Annotated in this window: 18 protein-coding genes and 1 tRNA gene; 14 read left to right on the top strand and 5 right to left on the bottom strand. The window is 47.5% G+C overall.

What is annotated here, in order from left to right; genetic code table 11:
- Window positions 1–312 precede the first annotated feature (312 nt).
- A complete protein-coding gene (locus tag MPF33_09725; GenBank protein MCI2415500.1) occupies window positions 313–741 on the top strand; it encodes a phosphate-starvation-inducible PsiE family protein in 429 nt (142 codons plus the stop codon).
- On the opposite strand, the gene MPF33_09720 is transcribed toward MPF33_09725, so the two are convergent.
- Window positions 715–2,337 carry a thiamine pyrophosphate-binding protein gene (locus MPF33_09720; protein ID MCI2415499.1) on the bottom strand — a complete coding sequence of 541 codons (1,623 nt, stop codon included), beginning with the start codon at window positions 2,335–2,337 and terminating at the stop codon, window positions 715–717. The two genes, MPF33_09725 and MPF33_09720, sit on opposite strands and share 27 nt — an antisense overlap.
- Window positions 2,338–2,382: 45 nt before the next feature.
- A tRNA-Cys gene (locus tag MPF33_09715) sits at window positions 2,383–2,491 on the bottom strand.
- A gap of 60 nt (window positions 2,492–2,551) precedes the next feature.
- On the opposite strand from MPF33_09715, the gene MPF33_09710 reads away from it, so the two are divergent.
- Complete coding sequence (locus MPF33_09710; protein ID MCI2415498.1) at window positions 2,552–3,112, top strand: nucleotidyltransferase; 561 nt, start codon at window positions 2,552–2,554, stop codon at window positions 3,110–3,112.
- Window positions 3,113–3,120: 8 nt separating this feature from the next.
- Here MPF33_09710 and MPF33_09705 read toward each other — a convergent pair whose 3' ends face one another.
- On the bottom strand, window positions 3,121–3,291 hold the full coding sequence (locus tag MPF33_09705) for a 50S ribosomal protein L40e (GenBank protein ID MCI2415497.1): 171 nt from the start codon (window positions 3,289–3,291) through the stop codon (window positions 3,121–3,123).
- 69 nt (window positions 3,292–3,360) lie between these two features.
- Between MPF33_09705 and MPF33_09700 the strand changes: the two genes are divergently transcribed.
- Together MPF33_09700 and aspS are read left to right on the top strand one after the other, a co-directional pair.
- Window positions 3,361–3,867 (top strand): transcription elongation factor NusA, encoded by a 507-nt coding sequence (locus MPF33_09700; protein ID MCI2415496.1) that lies wholly within the window; start codon window positions 3,361–3,363, stop codon window positions 3,865–3,867.
- Window positions 3,868–5,157, top strand: coding sequence for an aspartate--tRNA(Asn) ligase (gene aspS, locus MPF33_09695; GenBank protein ID MCI2415495.1), 1,290 nt, complete (start codon window positions 3,868–3,870; stop codon window positions 5,155–5,157).
- A gap of 32 nt (window positions 5,158–5,189) precedes the next feature.
- Here aspS and MPF33_09690 read toward each other — a convergent pair whose 3' ends face one another.
- Both MPF33_09690 and pth2 read right to left on the bottom strand, forming a co-directional pair.
- Window positions 5,190–6,227, bottom strand: a complete 1,038-nt coding sequence (locus tag MPF33_09690) for a tRNA pseudouridine(13) synthase TruD (protein MCI2415494.1) — start codon at window positions 6,225–6,227, stop codon at window positions 5,190–5,192.
- A gap of 59 nt (window positions 6,228–6,286) precedes the next feature.
- Window positions 6,287–6,640: a peptidyl-tRNA hydrolase Pth2 gene (gene pth2 / locus MPF33_09685; GenBank protein MCI2415493.1), complete on the bottom strand. Its 354-nt coding sequence runs from the start codon at window positions 6,638–6,640 to the stop codon at window positions 6,287–6,289.
- 57 nt (window positions 6,641–6,697) lie between these two features.
- Between pth2 and MPF33_09680 the strand changes: the two genes are divergently transcribed.
- From MPF33_09680 to hemC, 10 genes are all read left to right on the top strand, one after another.
- Complete coding sequence (locus MPF33_09680) at window positions 6,698–6,895, top strand: zinc finger domain-containing protein (protein MCI2415492.1); 198 nt, start codon at window positions 6,698–6,700, stop codon at window positions 6,893–6,895.
- A 10-nt stretch (window positions 6,896–6,905) separates the two neighbouring features.
- Window positions 6,906–7,181: an elongation factor 1-beta gene (locus MPF33_09675; GenBank protein ID MCI2415491.1), complete on the top strand. Its 276-nt coding sequence runs from the start codon at window positions 6,906–6,908 to the stop codon at window positions 7,179–7,181.
- Between the two features lie 70 nt (window positions 7,182–7,251).
- Entirely contained in the window at window positions 7,252–9,555 is a 2,304-nt protein-coding gene (locus tag MPF33_09670; GenBank protein ID MCI2415490.1) for a CDC48 family AAA ATPase, read from the top strand.
- Between the two features lie 7 nt (window positions 9,556–9,562).
- Complete coding sequence (locus tag MPF33_09665; GenBank protein MCI2415489.1) at window positions 9,563–9,793, top strand: hypothetical protein; 231 nt, start codon at window positions 9,563–9,565, stop codon at window positions 9,791–9,793.
- A complete protein-coding gene (gene fen, locus MPF33_09660; protein ID MCI2415488.1) occupies window positions 9,790–10,845 on the top strand; it encodes a flap endonuclease-1 in 1,056 nt (351 codons plus the stop codon). The genes MPF33_09665 and fen overlap by 4 nt, the downstream gene beginning before the upstream one ends.
- Before the next feature lie 57 nt (window positions 10,846–10,902).
- Window positions 10,903–11,556, top strand: a complete 654-nt coding sequence (locus MPF33_09655) for a bifunctional precorrin-2 dehydrogenase/sirohydrochlorin ferrochelatase (GenBank protein MCI2415487.1) — start codon at window positions 10,903–10,905, stop codon at window positions 11,554–11,556.
- Window positions 11,537–12,775, top strand: coding sequence for a glutamyl-tRNA reductase (locus tag MPF33_09650; protein ID MCI2415486.1), 1,239 nt, complete (start codon window positions 11,537–11,539; stop codon window positions 12,773–12,775). Before MPF33_09655 ends, MPF33_09650 begins: the two co-directional genes overlap by 20 nt.
- On the top strand, window positions 12,720–13,730 hold the full coding sequence (gene hemB / locus MPF33_09645) for a porphobilinogen synthase (protein ID MCI2415485.1): 1,011 nt from the start codon (window positions 12,720–12,722) through the stop codon (window positions 13,728–13,730). Before MPF33_09650 ends, hemB begins: the two co-directional genes overlap by 56 nt.
- On the top strand, window positions 13,703–14,977 hold the full coding sequence (gene hemL / locus MPF33_09640; GenBank protein MCI2415484.1) for a glutamate-1-semialdehyde 2,1-aminomutase: 1,275 nt from the start codon (window positions 13,703–13,705) through the stop codon (window positions 14,975–14,977). Before hemB ends, hemL begins: the two co-directional genes overlap by 28 nt.
- Complete coding sequence (gene hemC / locus MPF33_09635) at window positions 14,974–15,849, top strand: hydroxymethylbilane synthase (GenBank protein ID MCI2415483.1); 876 nt, start codon at window positions 14,974–14,976, stop codon at window positions 15,847–15,849. Before hemL ends, hemC begins: the two co-directional genes overlap by 4 nt.
- Window positions 15,850–15,870: the final 21 nt, after the last annotated feature.

Raw genomic sequence — 15,870 nt, 5'->3', positions numbered from 1 at the left:
CCACAGCTTTTCAGTCACGTCCGCCAACTTCCTCAATTTCCTCTTTTGATGACCACTAGGGAAGAGCCTCACAACTGCGGTTTTGACGCTTCCGGAATTGCGGGAGTAATCGGGGCTCCTCATCTTTAGTTCACCAAAGGAAGCGCCATAAAAGGAAATCGTTTTCATGTTAAAACCTTAAACCCCGCCAAGGGAGGTTTGTCTTCTTATTTATCGCTATGTCGTTAGTCTTCGATGATCTGCTTCCCTAGTAAAGTCCATTGCGTTCAAGCTAACGAAGAAGTTAACTATTTCAAGTTCCTTAAGCTAGTGATGAAGTTTAATTTTAGGAGGTTTCCCCCAAACAAGCTTGTCCTAAAAGTAACGTCTGTTGTACTTCAAGTACTACTATTGGTAGGTTTAGTTGCGGTCATTGGGTACACAATAGCGTCCTCGGTATTGTCGTTCTCTCAGGGGCCATTGGCGTTGGCCTTCGCCATCCTCGAGAACTCTCTCCTAGTGGTAGTATTCATTGAGGTGTACCTAAGTGTTGTCGACTTTTTTGAGGGAAGGGGGAGGAGCTTAATTTACGTCCTTGACGCAACTGTCTCCTTCTTGGCAAGGGAAATAATAATAGACGTCCTTACTGGACCAAGCAGTTTCCTTGACATACTGGAGCTCTCTGGGGCCGTGGGGGTTATAGCGACTAGCAGGTTTATGTTGAACAGAAAAAGGTTAAGAAGACCTAAAAAGCACCACTGACTCGTACTCAGGGTCTATTTTGACGTTTATTACGTTTAGCCTATTTACGTCTCTGTTCTTTAGAGCGTCCTTCAACTGGGAGTACGTCTCAACCGTTACTGCTCCCAGCGACTCTAGCTCTTTGTCAATGTCAAACCTACGGCTACTCTTTCCTATTGTTGGCATGTCAGACTTAGAGGAGTCCAGATACGTGGCCCCCTCGTCATTGAATATTACTATGGTTCCCTTGGCGCTTTTTCTCCTGCTCATTATAGCACCCAAATTCCTGTACACGGTCTCTATGTCAACCATCCCCAGGGAGTTGGAGCTGGACTGAAGTACCCCCATAACTCCTATGCCTTTCTCTATGATCGACTCGCTGGTGAACCATATCGGGCCGTTGACTGGTAGCCTTATGGAATCTAAGGTAACCGCCGAGAGGTCTACGAACACCTTGTCGAACTCGAACTGCTGTAATAGCCTTACTACGTCGTAGGGCCATATACCTCCGTGGCCCCTCAACGTGGGAGTCTTCTTGTTAACCATTATGGTCTTAATTGCCTCGTCGCTACGCTGGAGGTTTTTCTGCTTAAGCAACGTAAGAAGCTCTTTCAGGAATAGTCCGGCGTCAGCCACTATCGGTTGTTGGGGCATTACGACCTTTCCTATGTCCTCCCCGTCTATGTTGTTGTGCATTATAAACCCCTTGAATTTCATCGACCAACCTCCTGTGGATAACTGGGTCAGCCTAGAACCTACTATGAGAATGGCGTCGGCTTCACTCAACAGCTTATTGGCTACGTCCGTGCCGAAAACCCCTAGGCCCTCTCCCGCAAAGAGGGGGTTAGAGGCTGGTATGGCACCCTTTGCCCTAATTGTTGTAATAACAGGCGCCTTCAGGAGCTCTGCCAGTTCCACTAGCTCCCTAGTGGCCCAGCCTGATATGACTCCGTAACCCGCTATAATTACCGGTGACTTGGAGTTAGCTAGGACCTCCGCTACCTTAGCAACCGTAGTCTTGTCCGGCGTCTTCTTCTCGGGCTTCTGCTCAGCTGGCGACAAGGGATAGGCCTTCAGCTTAAACAGATCCTCCGCTATTTCCACGTACGCAGGCCTTGGTCTGTTGCTTAAGGCTTCCTTATAGCACTTCTCCACGTTAACTGTGACCTCCTCAATGCTAACTGCCCTTTCCCTAATCTTGGTTATTGGCGCTAGCATTGACGACATGTCGTCGTTTGTCCTAAGCTCCCCTATCCTCGACTTCCCAACGTCCCTGTACGACCTAATTGAGGATACTATGAGGAGAGGGACGGAGTCGCTGAACGCTTGAGCTATAACGCTGGTTCCCTCAAGTAAGGGAGTTCCAGGGATTTGGACGACTGTGCCTATGGTGTTGTTCTCCATGGCGTAAGTGTAAGCGCCAAGGAGGGCCTCCCTCGGGGACAAGCTAACGTCTAGGGAGATACCGTACTGCTTGAACCTCTCTGCCAAGAACTCGGGAAGAGAAGTAGTTGTGAACACCTTCGTTACTCCTATCTCCTTAATAACGTAGGCTAGGGCCTCGTCTCCTGTCATCTCTCTGCCAACTGTTTCCTCCTTCCTCTTGGGCTGACTCAAATCTCCTCAAGATATATTAAGAGAAGGTCTTTTAAACTTAAAAGGAGCTGGGGGCGGGATTCGAACCCGCGAGATAACGGGTTTCTGCAAACCCACTGCGGCCCTTAGCGCTACCGATGGGCAGTGCCGCCTTAGACCGCTCGGCCACCCCAGCAAGAGATTATTGTCAGCTAAAAAATATAAAGTATTTGCACGCATGATGCATGTGAGCTAGTTGATAAGCTTCAACGATGTGGACAAGGTACTTTCTGAGGTAAAGCAGTTGACCGATTTCGTTATAATCGGGGATACAGTTGTCGACCTCCTGCTAAAGAGGAAAGGAACGGAGAGCGACGTTGACCTCTTCCCCTTGGAAATCAGCGTTCTTGCAGAGGAAGACAAGATAAGGGAATTCGCATTGGAACGGGGATGGAACTACGGGACAACGCCCTTAGACACCCCTAGAATAATTGCTCCCGTTGACGATCAACAGCTCCAAATCGACTTTTACGAGAACTTACATGACTTTTACGTACCCAAGGAGATCCTAGACAGTAGCGAGGAGATGAAAATCGGAAAGGACTACTTTAAGGTAATAAGGCTAGAGGACTATTTGCTCTTGAAGGCTAACGCATTTAGGGAGGAGGACGAGGACGAATTAAAAACCGTAGTTTACCTAATAGGCGAGGGAAAGCTAAGCATCGATAAAGAGTACTTAAAGTCCCACATAGACCTTTTCGAGGAAAACTCAAAGAGCATAAGAGATAGGCTGTCTTCAGTTGGAATAAAGGTCTAAAAAAGTCTTCAGGCCTTCTTTGTTGGTAACTCCTTCTTCTTAGGCCTCAGATTTGTGCTGTGACATCTCCTACACTTGGTGGCCCTAATTGAATTTAAGGCACCGCAGTTCCTGCACACCTTCTTTATGAACACGCGTTGTTGTACTATCTGCAACTTAACGGGATCAGTAAGAGGCATTTTTAACCCACTACTTATATATCTGACTAGTTCATAAATATTGCGGTAAGAGGGAGTGGTGGAACCAGAATGAAAATTCCTTTGGATTATTTGTGTGTAAAAAGCGGTCTTCTTTGTAACAGGTGCCAGAGCTTAGTTGACAGCGGGCAAGTGGATCCCTCTGAGATAGACATCATGAGGACTCTGTTGGAGCTGGAGGAGACCCAGTTTAAGGAGCTAAAGGACGCTACCTACTATAAGGCAATAAAGGTAGACAACCTTTTGATTTTGCTGGTCAGCGGAGGCCCCTCAATGACAATCCAGAAGTGGATTAAGGTAGCTAAGGCCCTTCAGGAGAAGCTAGAAATGAAAGTGAGGATAATCGAGAAGACTAGCAACATAAAAAACAGCGCCATTCAGCTCCTGTCCCCAGCGAGGGTCTTGGGCGTCAACACGGTTTGGTTGCCTGACGGTTCTATGCAGTATGTAATTAGGATATCGAAGGCGGAGAAGAGGCTCCTCCCAGCTGACGCTCCAGATCTAGAGACAGCTTTATCAAAGATCCACGACACAAGAGTGAAGATAAGGGTTGAGTAAATGCTAAAGACCCACTTTATTTCCGACTTGACCCCAACCCTCAACGAAAAGGAAGTCGTCGTAGCTGGATGGGTACACCTAATAAGGGATCTAGGAGGTAAGAAGTTCATACTTTTGAGGGACAAGTCCGGCATAGGCCAAGTGGTAGTAGACAGGAACTCACAAGCTTTCCAAGTAGCCAAGGACTTAACCCAAGAGTCAACAATCTCCGTAAAGGGAGTAGTTAAGGCGGACAAGAGGGCTCCCAACGGAGTTGAGATACACGCCCTAGAGATAAGGCCCTTGAGCGTCGCTAAGACGCCTCTTCCCCTAGACGTCTCGGGAAAGGTAAAGGCGGACATAGAGACGAGGCTGAAGGAAAGACTCCTGGACCTCAGGAGGCCAGAAATGCAAGCCGTGCTCAGAATTCAAAACTCTGTGGTTAAGGCGTTCAGGGAGGCGCTGTACAGCAAGGGCTTTATCGAGATCTTTACTCCCAAGATTATAGCGACTGCCACAGAGGGAGGTGCACAGCTGTTCCCTGTAATTTACTTTGGCAAAGAGGCCTTCTTGGCCCAAAGCCCACAGCTCTACAAGGAACTGCTAGCTGGGGCTGTAGAGAGGGTCTTTGAGATAGCCCCAGCTTGGAGGGCAGAAGAATCGGACACTCCTTACCATCTTGCCGAGTTCGTCAGCATGGACGTGGAAATGGCCTTTGCCGACTACATGGACGTAATGGACTTAATAGAGGACATATTCGTCAATATGGTAGAGTACGTTAAGAAGAACAACGAGGAAGACCTAAAGCTCCTTAACCACGAGCTACCCAAGGTTTCAAATCCCATCAAGAAGATCACTTATAAGGACGCAATAGAGTTACTACAGAGTAAGGGAGTTAACGTAAAGTTTGGGGATGACATTAGCACCCCAGAGCTGAGGACGCTGAACAAAGAACTCGGGGAAGACCTATACTTCATTATAGAGTGGCCAGCCAGTGCTAGACCCTTCTACACTAAGAGGAAGGACTCGGACCCTAACTTGAGCGAAAGCTTTGACCTAATCTTCAGGTGGCTAGAACTAGTTTCTGGGAGCACTAGGAACTACAGGAGGGAAGTTCTAGAGGAGGAGCTGAAGGCCAGGGGGTTGAACCCTGTTAACTTCGAGTACTTCCTAAAGTGGTTCGACTACGGGATGCCCCCGCACGCGGGTTTTGGGATGGGCCTACAGAGGCTTATGCTGATGTTCACCGGGCTACAGAGCGTAAAGGAAATATCGCTGTTCCCCAGGGACAAGAAGAGGCTAGTTCCATAAACTTCTAAATAAAGGCGATCTGTTCTTTTTCCTCAAGTTATTTTTAGAGGATCTGCGTTAAGTAACTCCTTTAAAACTATTGTAGCATATGCACCCCTCTCTATCTCAAAGGTAAGTGTCCCATCCTGAAACCTAATATTCCTTACCTTAACAAAGGCTTTTCTCGTTAGTTCCCTCAGATTTACCTTAAGTTCCGGGACTTTAAACTCAGCAAGGCATATTCCTTCTTCCTGTAATACTTCCCTACATACGTCGTCGCACTTACTTGGTTCAACCGGGAGGGTCAAGTAGGTTTCCTTATCTCGTTTTACCTCGTCCATTTTCCTCGAAAGGTATTTATTGAAGAGGTATGACTGGAATGCCTCGACGTAAAAGGACAAGGGAATTAGGGAGCTTTTGAGGGCAGAATAGCAGTCCACTTTCCTCAAGTAATTCTTAAGGAGAACCCTCTCCTGCTTAAACTTCCCTGGGAGTTCCTTTAAGGCCTCTTCTAGGCGCCCCTCGTCCACCAATTTCCTGGCTTTTCTCATTGTCTCGGACTCTGAGTAAAAGGGCCTGCCCAGGATGTGGAAGAGAGCGTTACACCAGTCCCTCCTTAGGAGGTAGTACCCCACAACGTGGGTTATTGGCCTTCTGGTGCCGAACCTCTGGTAGCCTATAAAGTTCGGCACGTAGGGATCCTTCGTAATTTCCTTGACCCTTTCCTCTATTTCAGCCAGCTTATCACTAACTAGCCTTATGGTAAACTCGTTGCCTCCGTGGGACACCTTACCGTCGTAGTACCCCCTGAGCGTTATCTTGAACCCCTCACCTACATATTCCGTGACCTTTGATGGCGCCTTTACGTAGACCAATTGGTAAGTTATAGCGTTGGCGTCCTTTATTCCCAGGTACCTTACCTTGCTACCGAGAACTCTCTCCAGCTCGTTCAAAACGGAAAAGTGGTCTCTATTTACCTTTTCAAGGAGGAAGAAGGCGTACCTTCCCTGTTCTCTACCCCTCCACTCGGTGGCTGGTATTTCCCCTATCTTCTCTACGACCTTAAAGCCCTCAGGCCTTGGGATTTCCACGTCTATCTTTTCCCAATCGTGATAAAGTCGTTCTATGCCTATAGCTAGGTCAAGGGGGTCTAAAGTAATTTCAGGTCACCGGTGATCTCGTCGACTAGCGAGTCCTCTGCAGGACCTATCCCTCCGCACGTAATGGTTCCTGGCTCTACTTGAGTTTTCCCAGCGTCCATAATGATCGTTGTGGGTAACCCCTTTGCTCTAGCCCTCTGTAACCTTTCGTTAAGCTGAGCAAATGAGTCCACTTTGACTACTATCTTTGGTTGCCCTTCCTCTATCCACCTAAAGAGCCATTCCTTCCACTTCTCGTTCTTTCCCTCAATTATCTCCAAGACTAGGGTCACTGCGGCGTGAGCTACTTGGGCAGCTATCTTACCTTTGCCCAGCTTTAAGTCGCTCCTGACCATTACGACCATCTTCAAATCTGATACATTTATAAACTAATTAGAGTGGTTAATAAAAGGGATTGCGAAATGTCAGTGAAGCTTAGCCTAAAAGAGGAGATTGTGCCTCCCGTGTGTTCCAGCTGCGGTAGGCTCATTCATCCAAGGGAAAAGGGCGTCGAGTTCTATTGCCCCAACTGCGGAGAAGTCCTTATACAGAGGGACAAGTACTGTAGGTTGCAAGGCGTGGAGTACACTTGCCCGAAGTGTGGGTTTACCGGTCCTTGAGGTGGAAAACATGGCAGACATGCTGGTTGTGTTAAAGGTGTACCCTGAAGGGGACGAAGTGGACCTAAACAAGGTATCTGAGGAAGTAACGAAGAAACTACCACAAGGCTATAAGTTGATTAGGAAAGAGACCGAGCCAATCGCGTTCGGTATAAACGCTTTGATCTTGTACATACAGATGTCAGAACAGAGCGAGGGAGGGACTGACGAGCTGGAGAGCATAGCGTCCCAAGTTGAAGGAGTTAGCCACGCTGAAGTCGTTGGAATGACGAGGTTGGGTTTTTAAATCGAGGTTACGCGAGGTAAAGTTAATCTCTTTATATCCCTATTTTAATATGTTTTAGTGGAGATAAGAGTTGAGTGCTAGTTTTCAGTCACAACCTAATCAAAGACGCGAAGTAGTGCTTAAGGTCCTCGAGGCTAGGCAAAAGGACGTAGGTAGAGGGAGAGTCAGAATTGACACTGACATAATGGCGTCTATTGACGTTAGCCCAGGCGACGTAGTGGAGATAGAAGGACAGAGGAAAACTGCAGCCATAGCGTGGCCGTTAGCACCAGAGGACATGACAGGAGAAAAGGACATCATAAGGATGGACGGGATAACCAGGAAGAACGCTGGCGTGTCCATAGGTGATAAGGTCATAGTAAGGAAAGCCAACGTTAAGACGGCCACGTCCATCAAGCTCGCCCCCTCCAACTTCTCCATCACCGTGGATCCAGGGTTCGTGGCCTACGTGAAGAAAAAACTGAAGGAGTTCCCATTTGTGGAAGGAGACACAGTACTAATCCCAGTGCTCGGTCAAGCTATACCCTTCACTGTAGTCCAAGTTAGGCCCCCTGGAGTGGTAATGATCACAGACGAGACTAGCATAACTATAAGCGACAAACCCATAGAGCAGAGCAGGTACCCAAGGGTAACTTATGAAGACATAGGCGGAATGAAGAACGTAATACAGAAGATCAGGGAACTCGTGGAGCTTCCCTTGAGGCATCCAGAGCTCTTCAAGAGGCTTGGAATAGAACCACCTAAGGGGATATTACTATACGGCCCTCCTGGCGTGGGCAAGACACTACTTGCTAAGGCAGTTGCCAACGAGACTGAAGCGTATTTCACTTCCATAAACGGCCCAGAGATAATGAGTAAGTTCTACGGCGAGAGCGAGCAGAGGCTAAGGGAGATATTCGACGATGCGAAGAAGCACGCACCCGCGATAATATTCATAGACGAGATAGATGCCATAGCCCCCAAGAGAGACGAAGTAATAGGAGAAGTAGAGAGGAGGGTGGTGGCACAGCTACTGACGTTAATGGACGGCCTGGAAAACAGAGGTAATGTAATTGTTATTGCTGCAACCAATAGGCCAAATGCAGTAGATCCAGCACTGAGGAGGCCGGGCAGGTTTGACAGGGAAATAGAGATCCCACTTCCAGATAAGCAGGGTAGGCTTGAGATACTGCAGATACACACCAGGAACATGCCCCTGGCCAAGGACGTGGACTTGGAGAGGATAGCTGACATAACCCACGGCTACACTGGTGCCGACCTTTCTGCCCTTGTTAGAGAAGCCGCTATGATAGCCCTAAGGAGGTACCTGCCAATGATAGACATTAGCCAGGACAAGATACCGCCAGAGATCCTAGAGCAAATGGAAGTGAAAATGGAGGACTTCCTGAAGGCCCATAAGGAGATAGTCCCCAGCGGCTTCAGAGAGATCTACATAGAAGTTCCCGAGGTAAGATGGAACGACATAGGAGGTTTGGACGATATCAAGGAAGAGCTGAGGGAAGTGGCAGAATACCCGCTAAAGTTCCAGGAGTACTACGAGACTGCTGGCATTGAACCGCCCAAGGGCATACTCCTCTTCGGCCCGCCTGGCACCGGTAAGACTATGCTGGCTAAGGCTGTGGCAACTGAGAGCGGCGCCAACTTCATAGCGGTGAAGGGACCAGAGGTGCTCTCCAAGTGGGTTGGGGAGAGCGAGAAGGCAATAAGGGAGATATTCAGGAAGGCGAGGATGTACGCGCCAGCTGTGATCTTCTTCGACGAAATAGACGCAATAGCTCCGATGAGGGGTATATCCAGTGACACTGGAGTCACTGAGAGATTAGTAAACCAAATGTTGGCTGAAATGGACGGGATAGAGAAGTTGGACAACGTCATCATAATAGCAGCCACCAACAGGCCGGACATCCTAGACCCCGCCCTATTGAGGCCAGGAAGGTTCGAAAAACTAATTTACGTCCCACCCCCAGACAAGCAGGCTAGGTACGAAATATTAAGGGTACACACAAGAAAGGTGGCTCTAAATGACGACGTTAACCTAGAGGAGATATCTGAGAAGACTGAGGGTTACACTGGTGCAGACCTTGCTGCCATAGTAAGGGAAGCTGCTATGATTGCGGTTAGAGAAGGGATGAGAGGGTGCATAACCAAAGTAAGCGAGCTCTGCCCAAGTGATGACAGGGACTGCAGAGATCTTAAGATGAAAGAGTGCATGAGCGGATCTAGCATAAAGATAGAGATGAGACACTTAGAGGAGGCAATGAGGAAGGTGAAGCCATCTGTGACGCCTGACATGATAAGGTTCTATCAGAGCTGGGTGGAGAAGGCAAGGCAGCAATTACCAAAGCAGGCCATAAAGCCTAGCACCTTTGCGTGAGCGTACAATGTGGAGACAGCTCCCCCTTAACTACATAGTCCTAGAGCGAGTCAGGAAACTTGAGGGACCTATAAAGGACGAAGATCTGTTCTCCGAGATCAAGAGGGAAGTAAATTACGATTTTTCGTTTTCCGACTTCTTAAAGGCATTAATGGCCTTAGAGATAAGGGGGTACATATCAGTATCGTTAATTAGGGAGAACACCAGAATGATAACTTATATAGGTGAAAAGGAATAGGCGTAGATCTCTCCGATCTAATAGAGGACGTAAAAAAGGAGATCTCGCTGTCAGAACTTAGGGGAAAGAAGGTCAGCGTTGACGCATACAACGCCCTCTACCAGTTCTTGACCGCTATAAGACAACCTGACGGGACACCACTAATGGACTCCCAGGGAAGGATTACGAGTCACCTAAGCGGTGTCTTTTACAGGACTATAAACCTTGTTGAGGAAGGAATCATACCTATTTACGTATTCGACGGGAAACCCCCAGAGTTAAAGGCAGAGGAACTGGAGAGGAGGAGACAAATTAAGGAGGAGGCAGAGAGGAAACTGGAGAAGGCAAAGGAGGAAGGAAAGGTAACGGAGATGAGGAAGTACTCGCAGATGTCCACTAGGCTAACTAATCAGATGGCAGATGAGGGTAAAAAACTACTTAAAGCTATGGGAATTCCCATTGTTCAAGCCCCGTCGGAAGGTGAGGCCGAGTCAGCCTACCTAAACGCTCAAGGATTGACTTACGCCTCAGCCAGTCAAGACTACGATTCCCTTCTCTTTGGCGCAAAGACCTTGATTAGGAACTTGACTGTTACGGGAAAAAGAAAGCTACCAAACAAAGACGTCTACGTTGAGGTAAGGCCCGAGAGGATTGATTTAGACCAAGTTCTGAAGAAACTTGGGATAACGAGGGAGCAGTTAATCGATATAGCTATCCTAATAGGCACAGACTACGACCCCGAGGGAATAAAGGGGGTAGGCCCTAAGACCGCCTACAAGCTCATAAAGAAGTACGGAAAGATAGAGAAGGCCGTAGAGGCTGGGGAGATACCAAAAAAGGAGATCACCTTCGACGTAGAAAAGATAAGGGAACTCTTCATGAAGCCAGAAGTTACAACTCCTTCAGAACCGTTGGAAATAGGGTCACCTAACGACGAAGAGGTAATAGCAATTCTCGTAAACGAGCACAACTTTAACGAGGAGAGGGTAAGGAACGGGTTGGACAGGCTCAAGAAGGCTATGAAGGAGGCTAAGGGCTTTTCTAGACAAACGGGGTTGGACCAGTGGTTCTAAACCGTTAAAATGTGATTATAATTAGGTTTATATGTTATCCGCAATTACTAATATCTTGTGTCTTTACACTACTTCCCAGTGTTTCTAAATCTCAACGATCTCAAAGTCCTTGTCATTGGCGGGGGATTCGTGGGGACAAAGAGGGCTTTGAAGCTTTCTGCTTACACCCCTAACGTCACCGTATTTAGCCTTGAGTTCTCGAAGGAACTCAAGGAGTCAAACCTAAAGTTAATAAAGGGGAATGCCAGGGACATCAAGGAGGACTTCCTAAGGCAGTTCGACATAATTTTCCTTGCTACTGGTGATCCGCAGCTGAACAGGAGTATTTGTCTCATGGCCAAGAAGCTAGGTAAACTGTGTAACGACCCCAACGACCCTGAGATCTCCTCCTTCATTATGCCGATATTCTACGAAGACGAGGACATTGGAATAGCCGTAACCACGTACGGGAAGTCAAGTACCGTTTCCAAGTACGTAATGGAGAAAATTATGGAGAACGTCTTGAACGATCCCACAATTAAGACGTACGTAGAACTGATGTACGAGATCAAACGGGAGCTAAAGAAAAAAATAAATGACCCAGCAGTAAGATATACTTTATATCACGAAATATTTAATGACGAAAAATTCGAAAATTTCATAAAAAATAAAGATATATTAAACGCGAGAAGTAGGGCGGAGGAGATAGTAAATGAACATACTGGAAAATGAAATAAACGAGAGGTATTACGCCATAATTTACACCTACAAGACGATTGGAATCCAGAAGCTTGCAGACCACTACCTTAAGGAGGAGGAAATCAAGGATCTTTCCAGACACTTCAACGGAGAAATGGCGCTTCTTCAGACTTGCAATAGGATAGAGCTGTACTTGTACACGAAGCACCCCGATGAGGTAAAGAAGTTGTTGGGATACCTTGACCACGTGCACACGAGGAAAATTAGCGACGATGCTGTTGTCTTAAAGGGAATAGACGCAGTTGCTCATCTTTTCGAAGTTTCCGCTGGGATAGACTCCTTATCGATTGGGGAATACGAGATTCTGAGTCAAATTAAGCTAGCTCTACAGAACGCGAGGAGGATCAACATAGCTGGAAAACACGTAGAGGTGCTCTTGGATAGGGCAATTAAGGTGGGAAGGAGAGTCAGACTTTCCACTAACATATCCAAAGGAAAGGTTGGGGTTTACTCGTTAGCCATAGAGCTAGCAAAGGTTAAACTAGGCGACTTGTCTGAGAGGAAAATATGCGTAATAGGCGCGGGTGAGATGGCAAGGAAGCTCACCTTCATGCTAAACAAGGAAGGGGCTAAGAACGTGACGATATTAAATCGTACAGTGGAGAGGGCTAAGGAAATTGCGGAAAAGTACGGATACGCGTACGGTGGACTCGACTTCTCGGTAATTGGAAACTTTGACGTGGTCTTTTCTGCAATATACTACCCCTCGTCTGTAGAAGTTAACGGTAACAACTTGTTGTTCGACCTCTCTTCGCCCCCCGTATTTAAGGGAAACAACGTAATAACTCTGGAAGACCTTCAACAGCTATCGAGTAAGTACTTGGAGCAAAGGAAAAAGGATATTGAAGTGGCCAAGGAAATAATCAAGAATAGTCTAAAGGAGTTCGTAAAGGACTACGAGAACCTGGTGTATAACGAGCTCATTTCCGAGCTAATGGGCAAGATAGAGGAAATAAGGGAGGAGGAAGTCCAAAGGGCCATCAAGAAGTTAAACGACAATAACAAGGAAGAAATCCTCAACGCCATGACTAACTCCATGATAAAGAAGATATTCTCGCCGTTGTTAATGAAGATAAGGCTCGCTCTAGAGAACAACGACATAAACTACATTAACTTCATACTCGAACTATTTAATAATGGTAAGCTTCCCGACGTTAAGACCGAGGAGGTTAAGGGGCAACAAACTAATTAGGGACCTTGTTGCCGAGACCTCCCTTTCTGAGAAAAACCTCATTCTACCCATATTCGTAAAGGAGAACATATCGGAACCCGAGAAAATTGAAAGCATGCCGGGAGTATTTAGGTATCCCCCTAATGACAAGCTAATAAAGTTCGTGGAGGACAGTTACGATAACGGGATAAGAGCTGTGATCCTTTTCGGAATTCCGGCGTATAAGGACGACGTAGCTAGCTCCGCCTACGACAAGAACGGAGTAATACAAAGGTCGGTGAGGCTCATAAAGGAGACGTTCTCTGACAGAGTAATCGTAATTACAGACGAATGCACAGACGAGTACACTACGCACGGACACTGCGGTATGGTAAAAGCGCACAACAACTCATACTACGTGGATAACGACGAAAGTCTGAAAGTCCACGCTAGGATAGCTGTGTCACAAGCTGAGGCTGGGGCCGACGTGATTGCGCCCTCAAGCATGATGGACGGCGTTGTTGGGGCGATAAGGAAGACACTTGACGAATCGGGGTTCACCAACGTCCTCATCATGTCGTATAGCGTAAAGTACGCTTCCACCTTTTACTCGCCCTTTAGGGATGCTGCGTATTCAAAACCTGCCTTTGGAGACAGGAAGACGTACCAGATGGATCCTAGGAACGCCTACGAGGGCTTAAAGGAGGTGGAGCTGGACATCAACGAGGGAGCAGACATACTAATGGTGAAGCCTGCCCACACCTACTTGGACGTAATAAGGCTAGTCAAGGAGAACTACCCAGAGTACCCGTTAGCTGCATATCACGTCAGCGGGGAATACTCAATGATAAAGGCTGCAGTAATAAATGGCTGGATCGACGAGAGGACAGCTGTGCTGGAAGTAACGACGGCAATTAGGAGGGCCGGCGCGGACCTCATTTTGACATACTACGCTAACGATATAGCCAGATGGCTGAGAGAGGGGTTGCCGTTTTGAGCTCGGAACTGTGGAAGAATGCCTTAGAGCTATTTCCAGGAGGAGTGAACTCGCCCGTAAGGGCAGCCGTTAAGCCTTTTCCCTTCTACACTAAGGAGGGAAGGGGGGCCTTCCTAATCACAGAGGACGGCAGGAAGCTCATTGACTTCGTGCTAGGTTACGGACCTCTCATATTGGGTCACTCCCCCATCAGAGTGAAGGAAAAAGTAATTGAACAAATTGAGAAAGGCTGGCTCTATGGAACCCCTTCAAGGGCAGAGATAGAACTGGCTAGGAAGATCTCATCACACATGCACACTATCGAGAAAATACGCTTCGTCAACAGTGGAACGGAAGCTACTATGAACGCCATTAGGCTAGCTAGAGGATTCACCAAGAGGGAGAAAATAATCAAGTTCGACGGAAACTACCATGGGGCTCACGACTACGTTCTCGCTAGCGCTGGGAGCGCAGCAACCGAATTCAGCGTCCCCGATTCTGATGGGATCCCAAAGAACGTCCTCAAGACAGTAATAGTGTGTCCCTACAACCAACTCGAGTGCGTCGAAAAACACCTCAAAAACGAGGACGTCGCAGCAGTAATAGTTGAGCCTATCATGGGAAACATGGGAGTAATCCCGGCAAACCAGAGCTTCCTAGAAGGGTTAAGGGAATTGACTAGGACGTATAATACCCTGCTCATTTTCGACGAGGTAATAACCGGGTTTAGGGTAGGACTTGGAGGGGCGCAGAACTACTATACCGTGTACCCAGACCTAACTACCCTTGGCAAAATTATTGGCGGAGGATTTCCCATAGGGGCCTTTGGAGGTAAAAGAGAAATCATGGAAAACCTCACACCCTCTGGGAAGGTGTTTAATGCGGGTACCTTCAATGCCAACCCCATCTCAATGGTTGCGGGGATAGCCACGATAGAAGAGCTGGAAAAGGAAAAGGCCTATGAAATTGCCAACAAGGCAGCAAAGGAAATAAGCGAGGAACTCGACAAGACCCCGCTTGACCACGTAGTGAACTCCGTGAAGAGCATGTTCCAAATATTCTTCGGAGTCAAGAGCGTCGAGAACGCCGACGACGCCAGAAAGGCGAATAAGGGAAAATACATCGAGTTCCAGAAGGCCTTGCTGGATAGGGGCGTTTTCTTCCCTCCGAGCCAGTTCGAGTCCGTATTTACTTCCAGTGCCCACACGGAGGAAGTAGTCAACGAGGCCTTGGACAAAATTAAGAAGGCGCTAAGTGAAATAAGATGAAGCTCAGAATAGCAGCCAGAACGTCTACGCTGAGCAGGATTCAAGTTAGCGTCGTAGAGAGAAAACTAAACGAGCTAGGAATAGAGACGGAGTTTGTAGGCGTCAAGACAAGGGCTGACATGTTTGCAACTGAACCTCTAAGCAAACTGGGTAAAGGCGTATTCGAGAAGGAAGTTAACGAATATATAGTTGCAGGCAAGGCCGATTTAGCAGTGCACAGCATGAAGGACTTGACCTCATCCCTCGACAACGGTCTTGAAATCCTCGCTACCATCAAAAGGGATCCCCCCTTCGACGTTATCGTCGGGAAACACGACATTTACGAGTTAGGTAGAGGCTCGGTAATAGGTACGAGTAGCGTTAGGAGGAAAAACTTCGCTAAGTTCTTGAGAGAAGACATAAACGTAAAGGACCTCAGAGGTAACATAGATACAAGGATTAGGAAACTGCAGAGCGGAGAGTACGACGCTATAGTTGTAGCGGAGGCCTCCATATTGAGGTTAAAGGCCGACGTTGTCTACCATAGGCTTAGCCCCTACGACTTCACTCCGGAGGTGAACCAAGGTATCATAGCTGTAGTAGGGAAAAAGAACCTAATGGTCAAGGAAATAAAGGAACTCAACGACAGCAAGACCTTTGAAGAAGCCATGGCTGAAAGGGTAGCCTCTCAGATAGTGGGTGGAGGTTGCCACTCTCCCGTAGGCGTGCTTTTCAGAAAAGAGGGGGACTCGCTCGTTGGAATTATGAGTGTAAGTGACGGCAAAAGAAAAATAACCGTTGAAATCTCCACAAATAAGCCACCTAAAGAGGCTGGACTCGAGTTGGGCAAAAAGGTCTTGGGGGAGATGAAGAACGAGGGTCTTGTTCTTTAGTCCCTCCATTGAGCTGGAAAG

The organism is Candidatus Aramenus sp. CH1 (assembly GCA_022678445.1).
In the GTDB taxonomy this organism is placed as follows: Archaea; Thermoproteota; Thermoprotei_A; order Sulfolobales; family Sulfolobaceae; genus Aramenus.
Note: the sequence above shows the minus strand (reverse complement) of the source record. Positions and strands in the feature narration are given on the sequence as shown.